The sequence below is a fragment of the Flavobacterium sp. LC2016-12 genome, assembly GCF_015351595.1.
Taxonomy (GTDB): domain Bacteria; phylum Bacteroidota; class Bacteroidia; order Flavobacteriales; family Flavobacteriaceae; genus Flavobacterium.
This window is the reverse complement of record NZ_JADKPT010000009.1, coordinates 100,084-118,548: the sequence shown is the minus strand read 5'-3', so window position 1 is coordinate 118,548 and position 18,465 is coordinate 100,084. Positions and strand designations below refer to the sequence as shown.

The window sequence follows — 18,465 nt, the reverse complement described above, 5'->3', positions numbered from 1 at the left end:
ATTATCTCCCTACTTTATGAAAAAACAATTATTTAACCTCTTTTTACTTTGTTCTTTTATTACCGCAAACAGTCAATCTAAATCCATAGATACTTTGGTTGATGTTGGGAATCATAAATTGCACTTCAAGATTGTAAAAGGCACAGGAATGCCAATACTTTTTGATTCCGGAGGAGGAAATGACGGATCAGTTTGGAATTCTATTTTAGAGAAAACGGCAGCCATTACAAATGCTACCCTAATTACCTACGACCGTGCTGGTTTTGGACAAAGTACAATTGATACATTGGAAACTGATGAATCTAAACACGGAATTATGAGCAGTATCCAAGATTTAGAAATTGGTTTAAAAAAATTGGGATACGATAAAGATATCTTATTGGTTTCGCATTCTTACGGAGGTTACCTTTCAACACTTTATGCTTCAAGACATCCTAAATTGGTAAAAGGAATTGTTCTGATTGACGTGAATCATAATTATTTTGAAGATGGTGTGATCGAAAAAGAAGTCGCTACGCAAGACCAATTGATCACGCAATGGAAGATAAACAACAAGGGCACTTATTTTATGGCAAAAACAATTCTTGAGACTGTCAAAATCATGAGTAAAATTTCAATCCCGCAGAGTATCCCGGTTGTGGATTTTGTAAACGGAATTCCTTTCTTAAAAAAACCTGAAGAAATCGAGCGTTGGAAAGAGTGTCATAGAATTTTTGTAGCAAACAATCCAAACGTAACTGGCATCATTGCACATGATTGCGGTCATGGCATCTGGATGGGAAATCCACCTTTGGTAATAAATACAATAGCAAAACTATACGCCAATAGTTCTAAACAAAAAGCAGAAATTCTGGATCGTGCTTTACAATATTCTATAACGGCTTGTAATGAAGAAAAAGCGGAGGTTTTAGCTTTCAATAATTCTGAAGACGATTTGAACACCTGGGGATATCAATTATTAAGAAAGAATGAAAACCAAAAAGCAGCCGAAATCTTTAAACTTAATTTGCTCCTTAATCCTTCAAGCGCAAATGCTTATGACAGCTACGGCGAAGCTTTACTAAAAACAGATCAAAAAGAAGAAGCAATTAAAATGTATAAAAAATCGATCGAACTAAATCCTGAAAATAAAAATGGCAAGGAAGTTTTAGAAAAAATAGCCAAAGACAATACAAAACCGCTAAATTAGATTTTTAAATATTTATTCTTTTTGAATGAAATACAAATGCATTATTGTTGACGACGAGCCTTTGGCAAGAGAATTAATTACTTCACATTTAAGCCATTTCGAAAATTTTGATTTAATCGATTCTTTTGACAATGCGCTTAAGGCTTATGCTTTTCTGGAAACAAACACTGTCGATTTAATTTTTCTGGATATTGAAATGCCTTTATTGAAGGGAAATGATTTTTTGAAAAAACTAAAAAATCCGCCTAAAGTAATTTTTACAACGGCCTACAGAGAATATGCAATCGAAGGATATGAACTTAATGTGATTGATTATCTTTTGAAGCCCATTACTTTTGATCGTTTTTTTGTTTCAGTCGAAAAATTCAAACAGATGCAACTTCCAAAAAAGGAAATTACTTCAACAACTGAAGATCACATTTTTGTGACAAGCGGCAGTAAAAACATTAAAATAATTTTTGATGAGATTTTATATATCGAAAGTTTGAAAGATTACATTACGATTCATCTCGAAAACAGTAAATCCCATCATATAAAACAGAATATTTCGATTTTTGAAAAATTATTAAACTCCAATTTTATCCGCATTCACCGGTCTTTTATTATTCAGACAAAAAAACTAACGGCCTACTCTAAAAATGATGTAGAAATAAATGATGTAGAAATTCCAATTGGTAATAGTTATAAAGAAAACTGGCTTGATTATTTAAACACGGCAGTTTTAAAATAAAAAATAAGAAAGCCGAATCTAAATTTAGATTCGGCTTTCTTATTTTTTATAAGTCCCAACAACCTGAAACTTGAAACCTGAAACAAAAAAACTTTTTCTATGGTTGAAATTTCAAAGGCAAATGCACCACTTTTTTAGTTTCAAAAAACTCATCTTCAAAAATATCAGCCAAATCATATAACGTAGCTTTAGGGAAAGCTGCTAATTCTTCTGTTAAATCGCCACCTTTAAGGTAAAGAATTCCATTTTTCAAGGTGTGCTTATGCTGTTTTTTGATTTTATCTTTTATCCACGAAACAAAATCAGGCATATTGGTCACGGCGCGGCTTACGATAAAATCGAAATCACCTTTTACCAATTCAGCACGTTTTTGTTCTGCTTTTACATTTTTTAATTCTAAGGCATCAACAACACCCTGAACCACTTTTATTTTTTTTGCAATAACATCAATTAGATAAAAACGTGTTTCCGGAAAAAGAATAGCTAACGGAATTCCAGGAAATCCTCCGCCTGTTCCAACATCCAAAACAGTTGCTCCTGGTTCAAACTTCATGATTTTTGCAATTCCAAGCGAATGCAAAATGTGTTTTGTATATAATGCATCAATGTCTTTTCTAGAAATTACATTGATTTTTTCATTCCAATCGTGGTATAAAAAGTCTAATTTTTGAAATTGTTCGATTTGAAGATCGGTCAAATCCGGAAAATATTTCAATATCTCATCCATTGCTCTAAATTTTTAACAAAAGTACTACTTTACGATTGAAATATTTAACTCAATTTTGCAAATTGAGAATTTATAATAATTACCTTTGAAACCTATTTAAAATAGTTATGAATAACACCGCACCTACATTTGCAAGGCAAGACAATCTGAAATTTTTCAGAACACTTAACTCTCGGGTAAACAATTACTTCAAAGAGAATAATATTCAGAAAACTGGAAATTGGAAATTACACTTAAAAGCGGTTATTCTATTCGCTGTTTTTTTAACACCTTATTTTTTAATCCTTACGCTTGACATGCCGTTTTGGGTAATGTTACTTTTGTCAATCGTTATCGGAATTGGAATGGCCGGAGTTGGAATGAACGTAATGCATGACGGAAATCACGGTTCATTTTCAACTAAAAACTGGATCAACAAATTTATGGGCGGAACGATTTATGTTCTCGCAGGAAACGTTTACAACTGGCAGGTACAACACAATGTATTACACCATACTTATACTAATATTCCCGGACACGACGAAGATTTAGATGCAGGAAGAATTATCCGTTTTACAAAAGATGCAAAATGGCATAGTTTTCACCGTTTTCAACATTACTATTCTGTTTTCTTATATGGATTATTGACTTTCAATTGGGCTATTACAACCGATTTTAAGCAAATGAGAAGTTACCTAAAAAGAAAATTATCTTACGGAGAACCAAAAAGTCCAAAAATTCTTTGGACAACTTTAATTATCACTAAAGTAATTTATGTTTCTATCTGGATTGTTCTTCCAATGGTTATCGGAATTACATGGTGGAAAGTTTTAATTGGATTCTTCCTAATGCATTATACTGCAGGATTAATTTTAAGTGTTGTTTTTCAATTAGCACACGTTGTAGAAGAAACTACAAATCCATCTCCAAACGAATTAGGGGAAATGGACAATACCTGGGCAATTCACCAATTGTTTACTACTACTAATTTTGCACCCAAAAATGCAATCGTAAACTGGTATACTGGCGGATTGAACCACCAAATCGAACACCATATTTTTCCAAATATCAGTCATATTCATTATGGTAAAATCGCAAAAATTGTAAAAGAAACTGCAAAAGAATGCAACTTACCTTATTACGAATACAGAACCATGACAGATGCCGTAATTGCTCACTTTAAGCATTTGCGTGATCTTGGAATGAAACCTGAACTAGCATAAAAAATCTATTAATAATTAACCTTCCTTAATTAAAGTTGAAATTAAGGACATTCAAAATTTTTATAATGAATCATATTCTTTCGGACAGAATCAACAACTTAGCGACCTCACAAACTTTGGCTATGGCCGCTTTAGCACGCGAATTAAAAGCACAAGGAAAAGACATTATCAGTTTAAGTTTAGGTGAGCCTGACTTCAATACACCAGACTTTATTAAAGAAGCTGTTAAGAAAGCAGTTGACGAAAATTATAGCACATATTCTCCAGTAGAAGGTTATTTAGAGTTGAGAGAAGCTATCTCAAGAAAATTTAAAAGAGACAACGGATTAGAGTACAAACCAACTCAAATCGTAGTTTCTACAGGAGCAAAACAATCTTTATACAACATTGCACAAGTAATGTTAAACGATGGTGATGAGGTTATTTTACCAGCACCGTACTGGGTATCTTATTTCGAAATTGTAAAACTTTCAGGGGGAGTTCCGGTTGAAGTTCCAACTTCTGTAGAAACTGATTTCAAAATCACTCCAGAACAATTAGAAGCTGCTATCACACCAAAAACAAAAATGATGTGGTTCAGTTCACCTTGTAACCCTTCAGGTTCTGTTTACAGCAGAGAAGAGTTAACAGCACTTGCAAAAGTGTTGGAAAAACACCCAAATATCTATGTAGTTGCTGACGAAATTTATGAGCATATCAATTTCTCAGGGACTTTCTGCAGTATCGGTTCAATTCCTGGAATGTTAGAAAAAACAATCACTGTAAACGGAGTTGCAAAAGCATTCGCCATGACAGGATACAGAATTGGTTACATTGGAGCACCGGAATTCATTGCAAAAGCATGTACAAAAATTCAGGGACAAGTAACTTCAGGAGCAAATTCTGTAGCACAACGCGCTACAATTACTGCTGTAGATGCTGATCCAAGCGTATTAAACCACATGGTTCAGGCTTTCCACACTCGTAGAGATTTAGTAGTTGGATTATTAAAAGAAATTCCAGGAGTAAAAATCAACGTTCCTGAAGGAGCTTTTTATGTATTCCCAGACGTTTCTTCTTTCTTCGGAAAAACATTAAGAGGAACTGAAATTAAAGATGCAAACGACGTTTCAATGTATCTTTTAGCTGAAGCTAATGTAGCAACTGTAACAGGTGACGCTTTCGGAAACCCAAATTGTATTCGTTTTTCTTACGCTACAAGCGACGATATTTTAAAAGAAGCATTACGCAGAATCAAAGAAGCTTTGACTGTATAGAAATATAAAGAGTTTTATTAAAACGGCTTAAGGTTCAAAGTTTCATCACTTTATACTTTAAGCTGTTTTTTTTATGTGATTATTTTGGGCGTGTTTCGCCGCGGCGAATCGGGCTATCCGTTACAAGTCCTCGCCTGTTCGTTCCTCACGGCTGTGGGCTTTTCACTTCTATCCCTCACGCAAAACGGTTAACGAGAAGATTCAATTTTAAAATAAAGCCTCAAGATCGACGCAAAATAAGTTTTCTCTTTCAAAATTCCCATTCCACAATCTTATAAAATGACACTATAATTCTATAAGGTATAAGGCTTATTAAAATCCCAACTTTGTATTATACATTAATTTAAAATTAAAAGTTATGATACATACAGATGAAACCACAACAGAAGCAGTTAATACTTTAGAAGGATTAATTTCTATTTTGGAAGACGGAAAACTAGGATATACCAATGCAGCTGAACACGCAGATGACCTTATCATTAAGGCTGACTTTTTAGAGTATGCCCGAGAAAGAGCTTTATTCATAGTTGAATTACAAGATCAAATCAACAAACTAGGAAAATCAACAGATACTTCCGGCGGAGGTCCGTTAGGAGCTTTACACCGTACCTGGATCGATATCAAATCATCGTTTACTGGCGGCGATACAGAAGCAATCATTAATGCTTGTATTACTGGAGAAGAAGCTGCCATTGAAAAATACAAAATGGCACTTGAAAAAAACGAATTGGACGGAAGTCAAATCGCCATTGTTTCAAAACAATTAAACATTATCCAAAGTACATTGGATAAAATTAAAACGAAAAGATCGTCATAATAATTGATGCTATTTTTTTTGAGATGAAAACTACTTGGTTGTAAAACTGGGTAGTTTTTTTTTATAATAAAATTTAAAAATAAATCTTACATTCGCCGCAACCAAAATTTTACATCTTAACCAAAATTATTTTATGAATCTAAGTTTACGCAATTTCTTTTTTATTATAATCTTTACTTTATTTTTTTCAAATTTATCAAAAGCTCAAACTGAAGGCAATGCTATAAAAGCCTCAATAGGCTTAGCGAGCAGTGGCTCTTATTATATTGAAAACTACGGAGCTCAAGATGAATTAGATGTCATGGGAGACGGCCTCTATTTGCAAGGAGAATATATTTTTGGAGTAACTTCATGGTTTAGTGTAAGACCTTATATTGGCGGAATTTTCACATCAGTTGATGAAAATCCTGACTTACAAAATCAACCCCAATACAAAGTAACAACCAATGCTGTTATACTTGGAGGAAAAGTTCGCTTTTTTGCCCCAATTCCTTGGGTAGCACCATTTATTGAAGGAGGTATTGGTACCTCAATAGGTAAGTTCCAAACTCTGACACCTAATGTTAATTTCGACAAAAGTGATGTATTACTGCATATTCCATTTAGTTTAGGATTAGCTATTGGCCGAAAACATAGTTTCGAATTCGGCATTTCCGGCTACTTCCATCCCGCAGCTAAACAATCAAATGGAGTATTTGCTGTAGGATATACTTTTCCTTTAGATTAATTAGTACATACAAACCTTAACCAGCATATTCCATATTAGGTTAACAATTTCAAAAAAATCGCTTCAGCATTAGCAAACTCGAAATATTTATAAGAACTTTGCAGACTTTTTTGCGTGAATACCACAAAAGCCTAAAGTACTAGAAATGAAGAAGAAGATTGAAATATTAGCTCCAGCAAAAGATTTAATTGGGGGAATGGCTGCCATAAACAGTGGCGCCGATGCCGTTTATATTGGTGCGCCACAATTTGGTGCCCGTTCAAATGCCAACAACTCTATTGAAGATGTTGCCGCTTTAGTGCAATACGCGCATTTATTTAACGCTCAGGTTTTTGTCGTTATGAATACCATTTTGTACGATAACGAATTAGAAACGTGTCGCTCAATGATTTGGGAATTGTACGATATTGGTGTCGATGCCCTGATCATTCAGGATATGGCGATTATGGAAATGGACTTACCTCCTATCGTACTTCACGCCAGTACACAAGCCAATAATCGTGATGCAGATAAAATTAAATTCCTTAAAGATGCCGGAATCAAACGTGTGGTTTTAGCCCGCGAATTGAACCTGCATCAAATTAAAACAATATACGACGAGGCTGATGTTGAGTTAGAATTTTTCGTAACCGGAGCTTTATGTGTTTCTTTTAGCGGAAACTGTTATATGAGTGTGGCCAACGGAGAACGCAGTGCCAACCGAGGTTCTTGTGCACAAAACTGTCGTTTACCTTATAACTTAATCGATGGAAATGGAGAAACTTTAATCAAAAACAGTCACTTACTTTCTATTAAAGATTTAGATATTTCAGAGCAGATTCCAAATTTAATTGAAGCTGGAATTGTTTCTTTTAAAATCGAAGGAAGATTGAAAGATGTAGTTTATGTAAAAAATAACGTTTCGTATTTACGTCAAAAATTAGACAGCTATTTAGAAGGCGAAGGAGGAGATAAATACATGAAAGCTTCATCAGGAACATGTACCTATACTTTTGATTCTTCTTTAAACAGAACTTTCAACCGCGGTTATACCGATTATTTTGTAAACGAAAGACACAGCTCTATTGGTTCTTGGGAAAGTCCAAAATCAAAAGGTCAATATATTGGTAAATTAATCAGAACTGTTGGAAACGCTTACGAAATCGAAAACGGCGAATTCTTAAACAACGGTGACGGACTTTGTTTCATCAACGAAAACAACGAAGCTGACGGAATTTATGTTAACAAAGCAGAAAACGGTAAAATATATCCGAACGTTCTAAAAGAAATAAAAGACGGAACTTTTATCTATAGAAATAACGATGCAGCTTTCATTAAAATTGTAGAAAGAGAAGATAGTGCCGTTCGTAAATTAAGTACAACTTTATTACTTACAGAAACAGAAACTGGTTTCGAATTAATCGCTACCGATGAAGACGGAAATGTAAGCATCGTAAATTTAGAACACGCAAAAGAGCAGACTAAAACTGGCGAATCAATAGAAGAAAACATCAAAACACAATTGGCAAAAACAGGTTTTACACCTTATACTGCTAATGAAATCGATATTATGTTCTCTCAAAACTGGTTCCTTCCTATTTCAAAAATCAACGAAATGAGAAGAACGGTTTACGATCAATTGACCAAAATTCGTTTGAAAAACTACAAACGCGAAGAACACCAAATAGTAAAAACGTCACATCCGTATCCTGAAACCAAATTAGATTTCATGTACAATGTTTCGAATAAAACCGCTCGTAAATTCTACGAACGCCACGGTGTTACCGAAATCGAAAAAGCATTCGAATTACAGTGGGATCCGGGAAAATCGCGTGTAATGACGACCAAATATTGCATCAAATACGAATTAAAAAAATGCCCGATACACCAAAAAGACATTGTTGGAGTGAAGGTAAAAGAACCACTGGTATTAAAACAAGGTGAATTAGAATACAAACTAAAATTCAACTGTAAGCCTTGTGAAATGGAAATTTGGGAAAAAGATGCCGAATTCGAAATCGAAGAAGATCATTTTCATTAGAATTTAACCGCAAAAGTTCGCAAAGGGATTACGCAAGGTTCGCAAAGATTTTAATAATCTTTGCGAACCTTTTTTTTGCTATTTCCCCAATCTTGTCATTTCGACGAAGGAGACTCGAGCGATAGCGACTGGCGAAGCAAATCCCCGCAAGTAACTCCGGTCCAATAAGTCAATCTTTGTCGAGCTTCTCGCGGGGATTTCTCCTTCGTCGAAATTGACAAACTTAAAGGTTACTTTATTTTTAAAAATTAAATTTCCATTTAAATTAAATCTGCCGAATCTGTAAAATCTGCGTGAAAACATTTGCGCCCTTTTTTAAATCTACAACAACAACTTTGCGTTCTTCGCGTAAACTCTTAGCGTACTTTGCGGTTAAAAACATTTTTCCCTACTTTTACTATTCCAAAATTTCAAACTTCCCCCTATGAAAATACTACTCCTTGGTTCAGGCGAATTAGGCAAAGAATTTGCCATTGCCGCCCAACGAATCGGACAAACTATAATTGCTGTTGATAGTTACGAAAATGCTCCGGCAATGCAGGTTGCTCACGGATTTGAGGTAATAAACATGCTTGATGGCGAAGCACTGGACCGAATCGTAGCCAAACACAAACCTGACTTTATAGTTCCCGAAATAGAAGCCATACGTACAGAACGATTTTACGATTACGAAAAACAAGGAATTACCGTTGTTCCTTCTGCGAAAGCAGCCAACTTCACTATGAATCGTAAAGCCATTCGTGATTTAGCTTCAAAAGAATTAGGTTTAAAAACAGCTAAATATCAATATGCCACATCAGCAGAAGAACTGCAAAAAGCAGTTCAGGAAGTCGGGATTCCATGTGTAGTAAAACCTTTAATGTCTTCTTCCGGAAAAGGACAATCGACTATTAAAACCGAAAGCGATATCGAAAAAGCATGGCAATATGCTGTTGCAGGTTCGCGTGGTGATGTAATCGAAGTGATCGTAGAAGCATTTGTCGATTTCAATTCAGAAATCACACTTTTAACTATTACGCAGAATAATAATCCAACCTTATTTTGCGCTCCAATTGGTCACAGACAAGAACGAGGCGACTATCAGGAAAGTTGGCAACCAGCTTTAGTTTCAGAAAAAGATTTATACGAAGCTCAGGATATGGCTGAAAAAATCACGGAAGCTCTTGGTGGCGCAGGACTTTTTGGTGTTGAATTTTTCTTAACCAATGAAGGCGTTTATTTCTCTGAACTTTCTCCTCGCCCACACGATACCGGAATGGTAACGTTGGCCGGAACACAAAACTTCAACGAATTCGAATTGCATTTACGTGCGATTTTAAGTCTTCCTATTTTCGAAATTACTTTAGAAAAAGCCGGAGCAAGTGCCGTAATTTTAGCTTCTGAAGATTCAACAAATCCTACTTTTACCGGAATTGAAAAAGTAGCAGCCTTGCCAAAAACTGATTTCAGAATATTCGGAAAACCTACTTCAAGACCGTATCGACGAATGGGAATTGTTTTAAGTCATGATTCATTAGCAACACCAATCGAAGAAATAGTAGAACGTGCCAAAACCACTTCTAAATTAATAACTGTAAACTCTTAAAAAATGAAAAAACTTATATTCATGTTTTTCCTCTTTATGGGAATTGCTGCACAAGCCCAAACTAAAAAAGTAATTGACAAACCAACAATTGTAGAAGCTTCATGCGGAGAATGCCAATTCGGAATGAAGGGTAACAGTTGTGATCTGGCCGTTCGAATTGATGGAAAAAGTTATTTTGTTGATGGAACGACAATTCATGATCATGGAGATGCTCACTCTGATAAAGGTTTTTGCAATGCGATCAGAAAAGCATCTGTTACAGGAGAAATTGTGGACAATAGATTTAAAGCAACTTCATTCACCTTAATAGACGACAAAAAATAATGGAGTTAATTCTTGAAAATATTGCCAAACACGTTTCGTTAACACCTGAAGAACAGGCTCATTTTTTATCTAAATTAGAAACCAACACTTACAAAACCAAAACCATTTTATTAAATGCGGGAGAAGTTTGCAAACATTCTTATTTTGTAAATTCCGGAATTTTAAGAAGCTTCAATATCAACGATAATATTGTCGAGCATGTTTTATCCTTTGCCTGCCAAGGCTGGTGGATGAGCGATATGTACAGTTTCTTTTCGCAAAAACCGGGACAGCTTTTTATTGAAGTTTTAGAAGATGCTGAAGTGGTTTCACTTTCAAAAGAAAATCAGGAACAATTGTATCATGATATTCCAAAATTAGAGCGTTTCTTCAGAATTTTAATTGAGAATTCATTAGTTGCCAATCAGCAAAGATTAATGGATAATTTGAGTCTAACTGCCGAAGAACGCTTTGAAAAATTTACGACCAAATACGGAACACTAGTTCATAAAGTTCCTCAAAAACAAATCGCTTCTTTCATTGGTGTTACACCAGAATTTTTCAGCAAAATGAAAGCAAGACTTTTGAAGAAATAAAGTTTTTAAACCATTAAGATATTAAGAGAATTAAGCTGTAGCGCTAATTAAGAAGATTAAGCTTTGCCCTTAATTCTCTTAATATCTTAATGGTAAAAAAACAAAAAAACCAGTTCAATGAACTGGTTTTTATTTTGAATTAAAATTGCTCAACCTCCGTAGAATGTTTCATCGCTGTAGTTGAAGACCTTCCTATTGTTACCGTATTTTGAACTGCATCAAAATAAGAAGTTCCAACAAAAGCCTGGTGTTTTACCGCTCTGAATCCGTTTTTCTGTAACGCAAATTCTCTTTCCTGCAATTCAGAATAACCTGCCATACCACGTTCTTTGTACGCTTTAGACAATTCAAACATACTGGTATTCAAAGCATGGAATCCTGCCAAAGTGATGAACTGGAACTTATACCCCATTGCAGCCAAATCTTCCCTGAACGTTTCCATTTCAGCAACTGATAATTTTGCTGCCCAATTGAAAGACGGAGAACAATTATAAGCCAACATTTTATCCGGGAATTCTTTTCGCATGGCATCAGCGAATTTTTTAGCATAAACCAAATCCGGATTACTGGTTTCCATCCAAATTAAATCGGCATAAGGCGCATAACTCAAACCTCTTGCAATTCCCTGATCGATACCGCTGTTTACATAGAAAAAACCTTCGTTCGTTTTTTCTCCCGTAATAAATTTATGATCTCTCGGGTCGGCATCGCTGGTTAATAAATTAGCAGCATCCGCATCTGTTCTTGCCACAATCAAAGTCGAAACTCCCATAACATCTGCAGCCAAACGAGCTGCAATTAGTTTATTAATCGCTTCTTGAGTTGGTACCAAAACTTTTCCGCCCAGATGCCCGCATTTTTTAGCAGAACTCAATTGATCTTCAAAGTGAACTCCGGAAGCTCCAGCTTCAATCATAGATTTCATTAGTTCAAAAGCATTTAGATTTCCCCCAAAACCAGCTTCGGCATCAGCCACAATCGGAACCAAATAATCTTTTTTATCTTCCACTTCATTTACTACCTGAATCTGATCAGCTCTCAATAAAGCACTATTAATCTTTTTTACCACCATTGGCACACTATTTACCGGATAAAGCGATTGGTCCGGGTACATTTCTCCCGCCAAATTTGCGTCGGCCGCAACTTGCCAGCCACTTAAATAAATCGCTTCTAAACCAGCATCGACTTCCTGAATCGCCTGATTTCCTGTCAATGCGCCCAAACCAGCAACATAATCCTGACTTTTTAACTTTTTCCATAATTTTTGCGCTCCCATTTTTGCAATAGAATGCTCAATTTGATAAGAACCCTGAAGAGTAACTACTTCTGTAGCCGTGTAAGGACGTTCAACACCTTTCCATCTTGGGTTCGTAATCCAATCGTTAATCAATTCCTGAATTCTGTCTTCTGTTGTTTTCATAAATAATATAGTTAAGTTGGTTAGTAAAGCGTTTTCTTTTGTTTGAGTTTAAATTTTAAACACATAGAGACATAGTTTTTCTTTGTGGTTAAAGGCGTTTCAATTGTCTAAAAACGCATAGCTATGTGTGAAATCTAGATTTTTTAAAACATCTTTTTTTTAATTATAAACCTATGTTTTCTATCTGTTAAAAAAATAAACACAAAGTTTGTTTATAAATATTTGTAGCACGGAATAGTCAAAAAGTCAACAAATTCAGTATTTACTACTAATCTTTCCAGTACTTTTTCAGCTAAAGGAAATTGACGTTTTTCGTAATTTTCTTCTCCTAATTCCACTTTGATCTTTTGATATTCGTCTAAAGCCAATTCGTGATAATAAGCCAAATCTAATTTTCGGTCATTATCCAGAGTCACTTTATTCTGAAGCCACTGCCACAATTGTGATCTCGAAATTTCGGCCGTTGCAGCATCTTCCATCAAATTATGTAATGCTGCAGCACCTTGCCCGTTCAGCCATGATGCCAAATACAAAACGCCTACGTTGATATTTTTTCGAACACCATTTTCTGTTATGATTCCGATTGGCGGTTCAAGCAAATCTTCTTCTGTTATTTTGCGATGTTCTCTTTTAATATGAATTTGATTTGGAGTTGGCATTCCTTCATCAAATACTTTTTTTGCAAGAGCTACCAAATCCGGATGCGCCACCCAGGTTCCGTCATGACCGTTGCGAACTTCTCGTTCTTTATCGGTTTTTACTTTTGCGAAAGCTAGTGCATTGGCTTCTTCATTATTTTTAATCGGAATTTGCGCGGCCATTCCGCCAATCGCGTGAATCCCTCTTTTATGACATCTCTGAATTACCAAATTTGAGTAGGCATTCATAAAAGGCGACGTCATATTTACCTGATCACGATCCGGAACGATGAACTTTGGATTCTTACCGAATTTCTTGATGTAAGAGAAAATATAATCCCAACGCCCACAATTCAAGCCAACGATATGCTCTTTCAATTCGTAGATAATTTCATCCAACTGAAAACTTGCCGTTATCGTTTCAATTAAAACCGTCACTTTTATAGTGCCTCTTTTCAATTTTAGATAATTCTCCGTAAAATCAAGTACGGTATTCCACCAGCGCGCTTCCAGATAATGTTCCAATTTTGGAATATAGAAATACGGTCCTGAATTGTTTTCTAAAAGTTTTTTATGATTGTGAAAAACATACAATCCAAAATCTACCAAAGAACCTGAAACTTCCTTTCCATCAATTAAAAGATGTTTTTCAGGCAAATGCAATCCTCTTGGGCGAACAATCAGCGTTGCTATTTTTTCATTTAACTGATAACTTTTGTTTTTAACCGAATCGGTGTAAGAAATCGTTTTGTTTACAGCATCAATTAGGTTCATTTGCCCTTCCATCAAATTTTGCCAGGTTGGAGAAGTACTGTCTTCAAAATCGGCCATGAAAGTTTTGGCTCCCGAATTCAATGCGTTGATAATCATCTTACGATCAACTGGTCCGGTAATCTCTACTCTTCGATCCAATAAATCTTTCGGAATTTCTCCTGCAGTCCAATTACTTTCTCTGACGGTTTTGGTATCTGAAGGAAAAGAAGGCATAATACCCAGATTCAAAGCGACTTGTTTTTGGTCACGCTGTAACAACAACAATTTACGTTGCGCTTCGAATTTTCGATGCAATTCGGTTATAAAAACAATTGCTTCTTCTGTCCAAATACTTGGATAAGAAAAGTTCTTTTCGGCTAAAAATTCCATTGCCGTCTCGGTAATCTCTAATTGGTTTTTCATAGCTGTGGTTTTTATTTTCTATTAGAATAAATCTTTTCGTTAAATCAACTCCCATCCATTTTCAGGAATTTCAATCCTAACGTTTTGATATCTAATAATTTCTACACCACAATATTAGAAAAAAGTTTTTTACAAAACAAGCGAACGTTCGCTAAATATTAAAAATAATTTTTTGGCGATTATTTTTAAAATGGCTATATTTGATTTATGGATATCGAAAAAGACTATATAAAGCTGATATTTGGGCTAAAACTGAAGCAGGTTCGAACTCAAAAAAATCTCTCCCTTTTTGGCTTAGCCAAATTGACAAATCTTTCAAAATCGTACTTAAACGAAATTGAAAAGGGAAAAAAATATCCAAAAACTGATAAAATTTTGCTTTTGTGTGAACATTTGGACGTGTCTTACGACCAAATGGTATCATTAAAACTCGATAACAACCTCGCTCCGATTGGCGAAATCTTAAAATCCGGAATTTTAAAAGAGATTCCACTTGAGCTTTTTGGCATTCAAGAAGCTGACTTAATCGATATTATTGCCAATGCTCCAGCCAAAGTCAATGCCTTTATCAGTACCATTATTGAAATTGCCCAACATTATAATTTAAGTCGCGAAAGTTTCTTTTTAGCAGCATTGCGTTCTTATCAGGAAGCACATAGTAATTATTTTGAAGATTTAGAAGAGAAGGTAATTGCCTTTTCGAAATCCTTTCAGATCAATTTAGATTCAAAAATTACAATTGAAGAATTAGAAGCGATTCTAAAAGAAGAATACGATTATACTATAACAGAAATTGCTTTTACAGATCAGGAAGCTTTGGGCGATTTGCGTTCGATTTATGTTCCGAAAAGCAAAACTTTACTACTTTCAACAGAAATTGATGATCCGCAAAGAGCTTTTATTTTAGCCAAAGAAATTGCTTATAATTATCTTAAAATATCTGATCGCTTGCTGACTTTTAGCTGGATCAAATTTGACAATTTCGATCAGGTTTTGCATAATTTTTATGCTTCTTATTTTGCGGGAGCTTTATTGTTACCAAGACAATTGGTAGTCGATAAAATCAATAACTTCTTAATTAACGAAAAACCAAATCCGGAAGAATTTGTGGCTTTGATCGAAAGTTTCGAAGTTTCTCCGGAATCATTTTACCAAAGATTAACCAATTTATTACCGAAGGATTTTCATCTGAAGAACTTATTCTTCTTAAGAATGTCGCACAGAATTGGTTCTGATGTTTATCAGATTAAAAAAGAATTACATATTACGAACCAGCAAGAACCACACGCCAACGAAACCAACGAGCATTATTGCAGAAGATGGGTTTCGGTAAAAACCATAGACGAAGCCATCAGACAAAATAAGCCTCATTTTTTTGACGCTCAAATTTCGAGTTACGTTCATAGCGGAAATGAGTATTTGGTTTTTTCATCGGCTACAAAAGATCCTTTTATGCAGGATACTATTCGAAGTATTTCAGTTGGAATTTTAATCAATCCGACCATGAAAAAGAAATTCAAATTCATCGAAGGAAAACCGCTTGTAAAAAGAATTGTAGGCGTAACGTGTGAAACATGTGACGTGAAAAATTGTTTAGAAAGAGCTGCTCCGCCGATTGCTTTAGAACAGAAAAAACGCCATGATAATACGGATGCGGTTGTTCAGCAGTTTATTAACCAATATAGTTAGAAAATCATGAGATATCTTATTTTAATAATAACGCTCCTTTCTATTAACTTAAATCAGGAAACGGATAAACTTAATGGCCGTTATAATTATTTAATAGAAGAAGACAATTCATATATCCAAAAAGATAAAATTACTTTTAAGGATAGTGTTTTTGTGTTTGATAGCAAGTATATGCCAAAAGGAAAAATATCTTATGGGAATTTAATTCTATTGGAAAATTTTATGAATACCGATTTAATTATAAGTATTTCAAAAGATCAAATTAAAAAAGATACTATTCCATTTTCCATGCATGATAAGCAAAGTTCGGCCACGAATTATCTTGATGAAGTAGTTGGAAAAGGAAAATTAATTAGGATTAAATAATACGAGTTTCTTTTAATCTCGCAATACCGATAAGTATCGGGAGCGAAGTCGCAAAATTTTATTTGACTTTGAATATAATTCTCTAAACACAATCTTGTCATCTCGACGAAGGAGAGATCACACAAGCAGCTCGCCAAAGATTGTCGAATTCTGAAAACAAAATTTCTCATTTAGCCCCGATAGAACTGGAAATCCTTTTATGCTGGGGTTCAGCATAAAAGATTGGAAGGGATAGCGGGACTAGACGTCTTTTGAAAACCAAAATTTCTGCTTCAAAAAAAACTTAGAATCTTAGTGCCTCAGAACCTCAGCATCTTTTCTTAATCTACATTAAGTGCTTTTCTTCCATGTTGATCGTAAATTTGTACTATAAAATAACAAAACATACAGATCATGGAAAATATAGTATTGCACAAAGCAGAAACAAGAGGAAATGCAAATCACGGATGGCTTAACGCTTATCACAGTTTTAGTTTTGCGAGCTGGTATAATCCGGATAGAATTCAGTTTGGAGCGCTTCGTGTTTTAAATGACGACACGATTGCAGGCGGAATGGGTTTTGGAACGCATCCGCATGATAATATGGAAATCATAACCATTCCGTTAGAAGGCGATTTAGCACATAAAGACAGTATGGGAAATACGGAGATCATCAAGAATGGTGATATTCAGGTTATGAGTGCCGGAACTGGAGTGCAACACAGTGAGTTTAACCCGAATGCAGATCAGCAAACAAAATTGCTTCAAATCTGGTTGTTTCCTAACAAAAGAAATGTCGCTCCTCGTTACCAGCAAATTACATTAGATGTTGCTGACAGACACAATAAATTAGCACAAATTTTGTCTCCAAATGCAGATGACGAAGGTGTTTGGATTCATCAGGATGCCTGGTTTAATATGGGTAGTTTTGATGCCGGAATTGCGACCGAATATAAAATTAAAAAAGAAGGAAACGGAGTTTACGCTTTCATTTTAAAAGGAAACGTAACGATCAATGGTCAGGAATTAAACACTCGTGATGCTGTTGGAATTTCAGGAACTGATCTTTTAACTATAAAAGCAAATACGGATGCAGAATTCTTATTGATGGACATTCCGATGAACTATTAATTCACACAACACAACTAATACTTTTTTTTTAAGAAACGGTAATTAATCTGAATTTCAGATTATTATCGTTTCTTTTTTTTACTAAACTTTTCCTAAAGGATAATTTTAATCTACATGAGAATTGTATTTTTAAGATAATCAATCTAAAAAGAAAAAGACACCTTTTTCATTTCTTAATCTAGGTTAAGTGCGTTACGCTCACTACCACCGTAACTTTGTCCTATCAAAATGAAATTAATTATTTAAAAAATAAAAATTATGGCAACTACAAAATGGTCAATTGACCCAACACATTCAGAAATTGGTTTTAAAGTTAAACACATGATGTTTACAAATGTTTCAGGTAAATTTGGAACTTACGACGCAACAATTACTACAGACGGAGACAACTTCGAAAATGCTGATATCCAATTTTCTGGTGATATCGCTTCTATCGACACTGCAAACGCAGACAGAGATGGTCACTTAAGAAGTGGAGATTTCTTTGATGCTGAAAATCATCCAAAATTATCTTTTAAAGGATCTTCATTCAAAAAAATCAATGATGGAGAATACGAACTAACTGGAGACTTAAACATTAAAGGTGTTTCTAAAACAGTAAAATTTCCTGTAGAATTTAGCGGAACCATGACTGATCCTTGGGGAAATACTAAAGTAGGTTTAAATATTGAAGGTAAAATCAATCGTAAAGATTGGGGATTAAACTGGAATTCAGCTCTTGAAACTGGTGGAGTTTTAGTAGGAGAAGAAGTTCGTTTGAACATCGAATTACAATTTGCAAAACAAGCTTAATCTTATACAATAGGTTTTAATTTGGTTGGTTAAAAACCCTGTACTTTTTAGGAAGTGCAGGGTTTTTTCTTTTAGGAACGGGCTTCGACTCCGCTCAGCCTGACATGCGATAACTTTAGAAT

17 protein-coding genes are annotated in these 18,465 nt (G+C 34.8%); 14 read left to right on the top strand and 3 right to left on the bottom strand.

The features are described 5' to 3' along the window. The first annotated feature begins 16 nt into the window (after nucleotides 1-16). Entirely contained in the window at nucleotides 17-1,189 is a 1,173-nt protein-coding gene (locus IRZ99_RS15000; protein WP_194658043.1) for an alpha/beta fold hydrolase, read from the top strand. Nucleotides 1,190-1,214: 25 nt separating this feature from the next. Continuing rightward, a complete protein-coding gene (locus IRZ99_RS14995) occupies nucleotides 1,215-1,919 on the top strand; it encodes a LytTR family DNA-binding domain-containing protein (RefSeq protein ID WP_194658042.1) in 705 nt (234 codons plus the stop codon). Nucleotides 1,920-2,016: 97 nt separating this feature from the next. Here IRZ99_RS14995 and rsmG read toward each other — a convergent pair whose 3' ends face one another. Next, nucleotides 2,017-2,646 (bottom strand): 16S rRNA (guanine(527)-N(7))-methyltransferase RsmG, encoded by a 630-nt coding sequence (rsmG, locus tag IRZ99_RS14990; RefSeq protein WP_194658041.1) that lies wholly within the window; start codon nucleotides 2,644-2,646, stop codon nucleotides 2,017-2,019. 107 nt (nucleotides 2,647-2,753) lie between these two features. Here rsmG and IRZ99_RS14985 point away from each other — a divergent pair, with 107 nt between their 5' ends. The 8 genes from IRZ99_RS14985 (at nucleotide 2,754) to IRZ99_RS14950 (ending at nucleotide 11,152) form a co-directional block, all read left to right on the top strand. Beyond that, nucleotides 2,754-3,848 carry an acyl-CoA desaturase gene (locus IRZ99_RS14985; protein WP_194658040.1) on the top strand — a complete coding sequence of 365 codons (1,095 nt, stop codon included), beginning with the start codon at nucleotides 2,754-2,756 and terminating at the stop codon, nucleotides 3,846-3,848. A 65-nt stretch (nucleotides 3,849-3,913) separates the two neighbouring features. Beyond that, the gene (locus IRZ99_RS14980; protein WP_026985617.1) at nucleotides 3,914-5,104 is read left to right on the top strand and encodes a pyridoxal phosphate-dependent aminotransferase; all 1,191 of its coding nucleotides are present in this window, start codon (nucleotides 3,914-3,916) and stop codon (nucleotides 5,102-5,104) included. A 358-nt stretch (nucleotides 5,105-5,462) separates the two neighbouring features. Continuing rightward, the gene (locus tag IRZ99_RS14975; RefSeq protein WP_194658039.1) at nucleotides 5,463-5,921 is read left to right on the top strand and encodes a PA2169 family four-helix-bundle protein; all 459 of its coding nucleotides are present in this window, start codon (nucleotides 5,463-5,465) and stop codon (nucleotides 5,919-5,921) included. Between the two features lie 133 nt (nucleotides 5,922-6,054). Continuing rightward, complete coding sequence (locus IRZ99_RS14970; protein ID WP_194658038.1) at nucleotides 6,055-6,648, top strand: hypothetical protein; 594 nt, start codon at nucleotides 6,055-6,057, stop codon at nucleotides 6,646-6,648. Nucleotides 6,649-6,793: 145 nt separating this feature from the next. Further along, a complete protein-coding gene (locus IRZ99_RS14965; RefSeq protein WP_194658037.1) occupies nucleotides 6,794-8,668 on the top strand; it encodes a U32 family peptidase in 1,875 nt (624 codons plus the stop codon). Between the two features lie 424 nt (nucleotides 8,669-9,092). Then, nucleotides 9,093-10,253, top strand: coding sequence for a formate-dependent phosphoribosylglycinamide formyltransferase (gene purT / locus IRZ99_RS14960; RefSeq protein ID WP_194658036.1), 1,161 nt, complete (start codon nucleotides 9,093-9,095; stop codon nucleotides 10,251-10,253). A gap of 3 nt (nucleotides 10,254-10,256) precedes the next feature. Next, nucleotides 10,257-10,577 carry a DUF6370 family protein gene (locus IRZ99_RS14955; protein ID WP_194658035.1) on the top strand — a complete coding sequence of 107 codons (321 nt, stop codon included), beginning with the start codon at nucleotides 10,257-10,259 and terminating at the stop codon, nucleotides 10,575-10,577. Then, nucleotides 10,577-11,152, top strand: coding sequence for a Crp/Fnr family transcriptional regulator (locus tag IRZ99_RS14950; RefSeq protein WP_072975369.1), 576 nt, complete (start codon nucleotides 10,577-10,579; stop codon nucleotides 11,150-11,152). The genes IRZ99_RS14955 and IRZ99_RS14950 overlap by 1 nt, the downstream gene beginning before the upstream one ends. A 139-nt stretch (nucleotides 11,153-11,291) precedes the next feature. Here IRZ99_RS14950 and aceA read toward each other — a convergent pair whose 3' ends face one another. Then, a complete protein-coding gene (gene aceA, locus IRZ99_RS14945; protein ID WP_072975370.1) occupies nucleotides 11,292-12,572 on the bottom strand; it encodes an isocitrate lyase in 1,281 nt (426 codons plus the stop codon). A 212-nt stretch (nucleotides 12,573-12,784) separates the two neighbouring features. Then, nucleotides 12,785-14,386 (bottom strand): malate synthase A, encoded by a 1,602-nt coding sequence (gene aceB / locus IRZ99_RS14940; RefSeq protein ID WP_194658034.1) that lies wholly within the window; start codon nucleotides 14,384-14,386, stop codon nucleotides 12,785-12,787. A 207-nt stretch (nucleotides 14,387-14,593) separates the two neighbouring features. On the opposite strand from aceB, the gene IRZ99_RS14935 reads away from it, so the two are divergent. The 4 genes from IRZ99_RS14935 to IRZ99_RS14920 all read left to right on the top strand — a co-directional run bounded on the left by IRZ99_RS14935 (nucleotide 14,594) and on the right by IRZ99_RS14920 (nucleotide 18,343). After that, nucleotides 14,594-16,075: a helix-turn-helix domain-containing protein gene (locus IRZ99_RS14935; protein WP_194658033.1), complete on the top strand. Its 1,482-nt coding sequence runs from the start codon at nucleotides 14,594-14,596 to the stop codon at nucleotides 16,073-16,075. A gap of 6 nt (nucleotides 16,076-16,081) precedes the next feature. Continuing rightward, nucleotides 16,082-16,441, top strand: coding sequence for a hypothetical protein (locus IRZ99_RS14930; RefSeq protein ID WP_194658032.1), 360 nt, complete (start codon nucleotides 16,082-16,084; stop codon nucleotides 16,439-16,441). Between the two features lie 393 nt (nucleotides 16,442-16,834). Beyond that, entirely contained in the window at nucleotides 16,835-17,551 is a 717-nt protein-coding gene (locus IRZ99_RS14925) for a pirin family protein (protein ID WP_194658031.1), read from the top strand. 258 nt (nucleotides 17,552-17,809) lie between these two features. Beyond that, complete coding sequence (locus IRZ99_RS14920; RefSeq protein ID WP_194658030.1) at nucleotides 17,810-18,343, top strand: YceI family protein; 534 nt, start codon at nucleotides 17,810-17,812, stop codon at nucleotides 18,341-18,343. The last annotated feature ends 122 nt before the right edge of the window (nucleotides 18,344-18,465 follow it).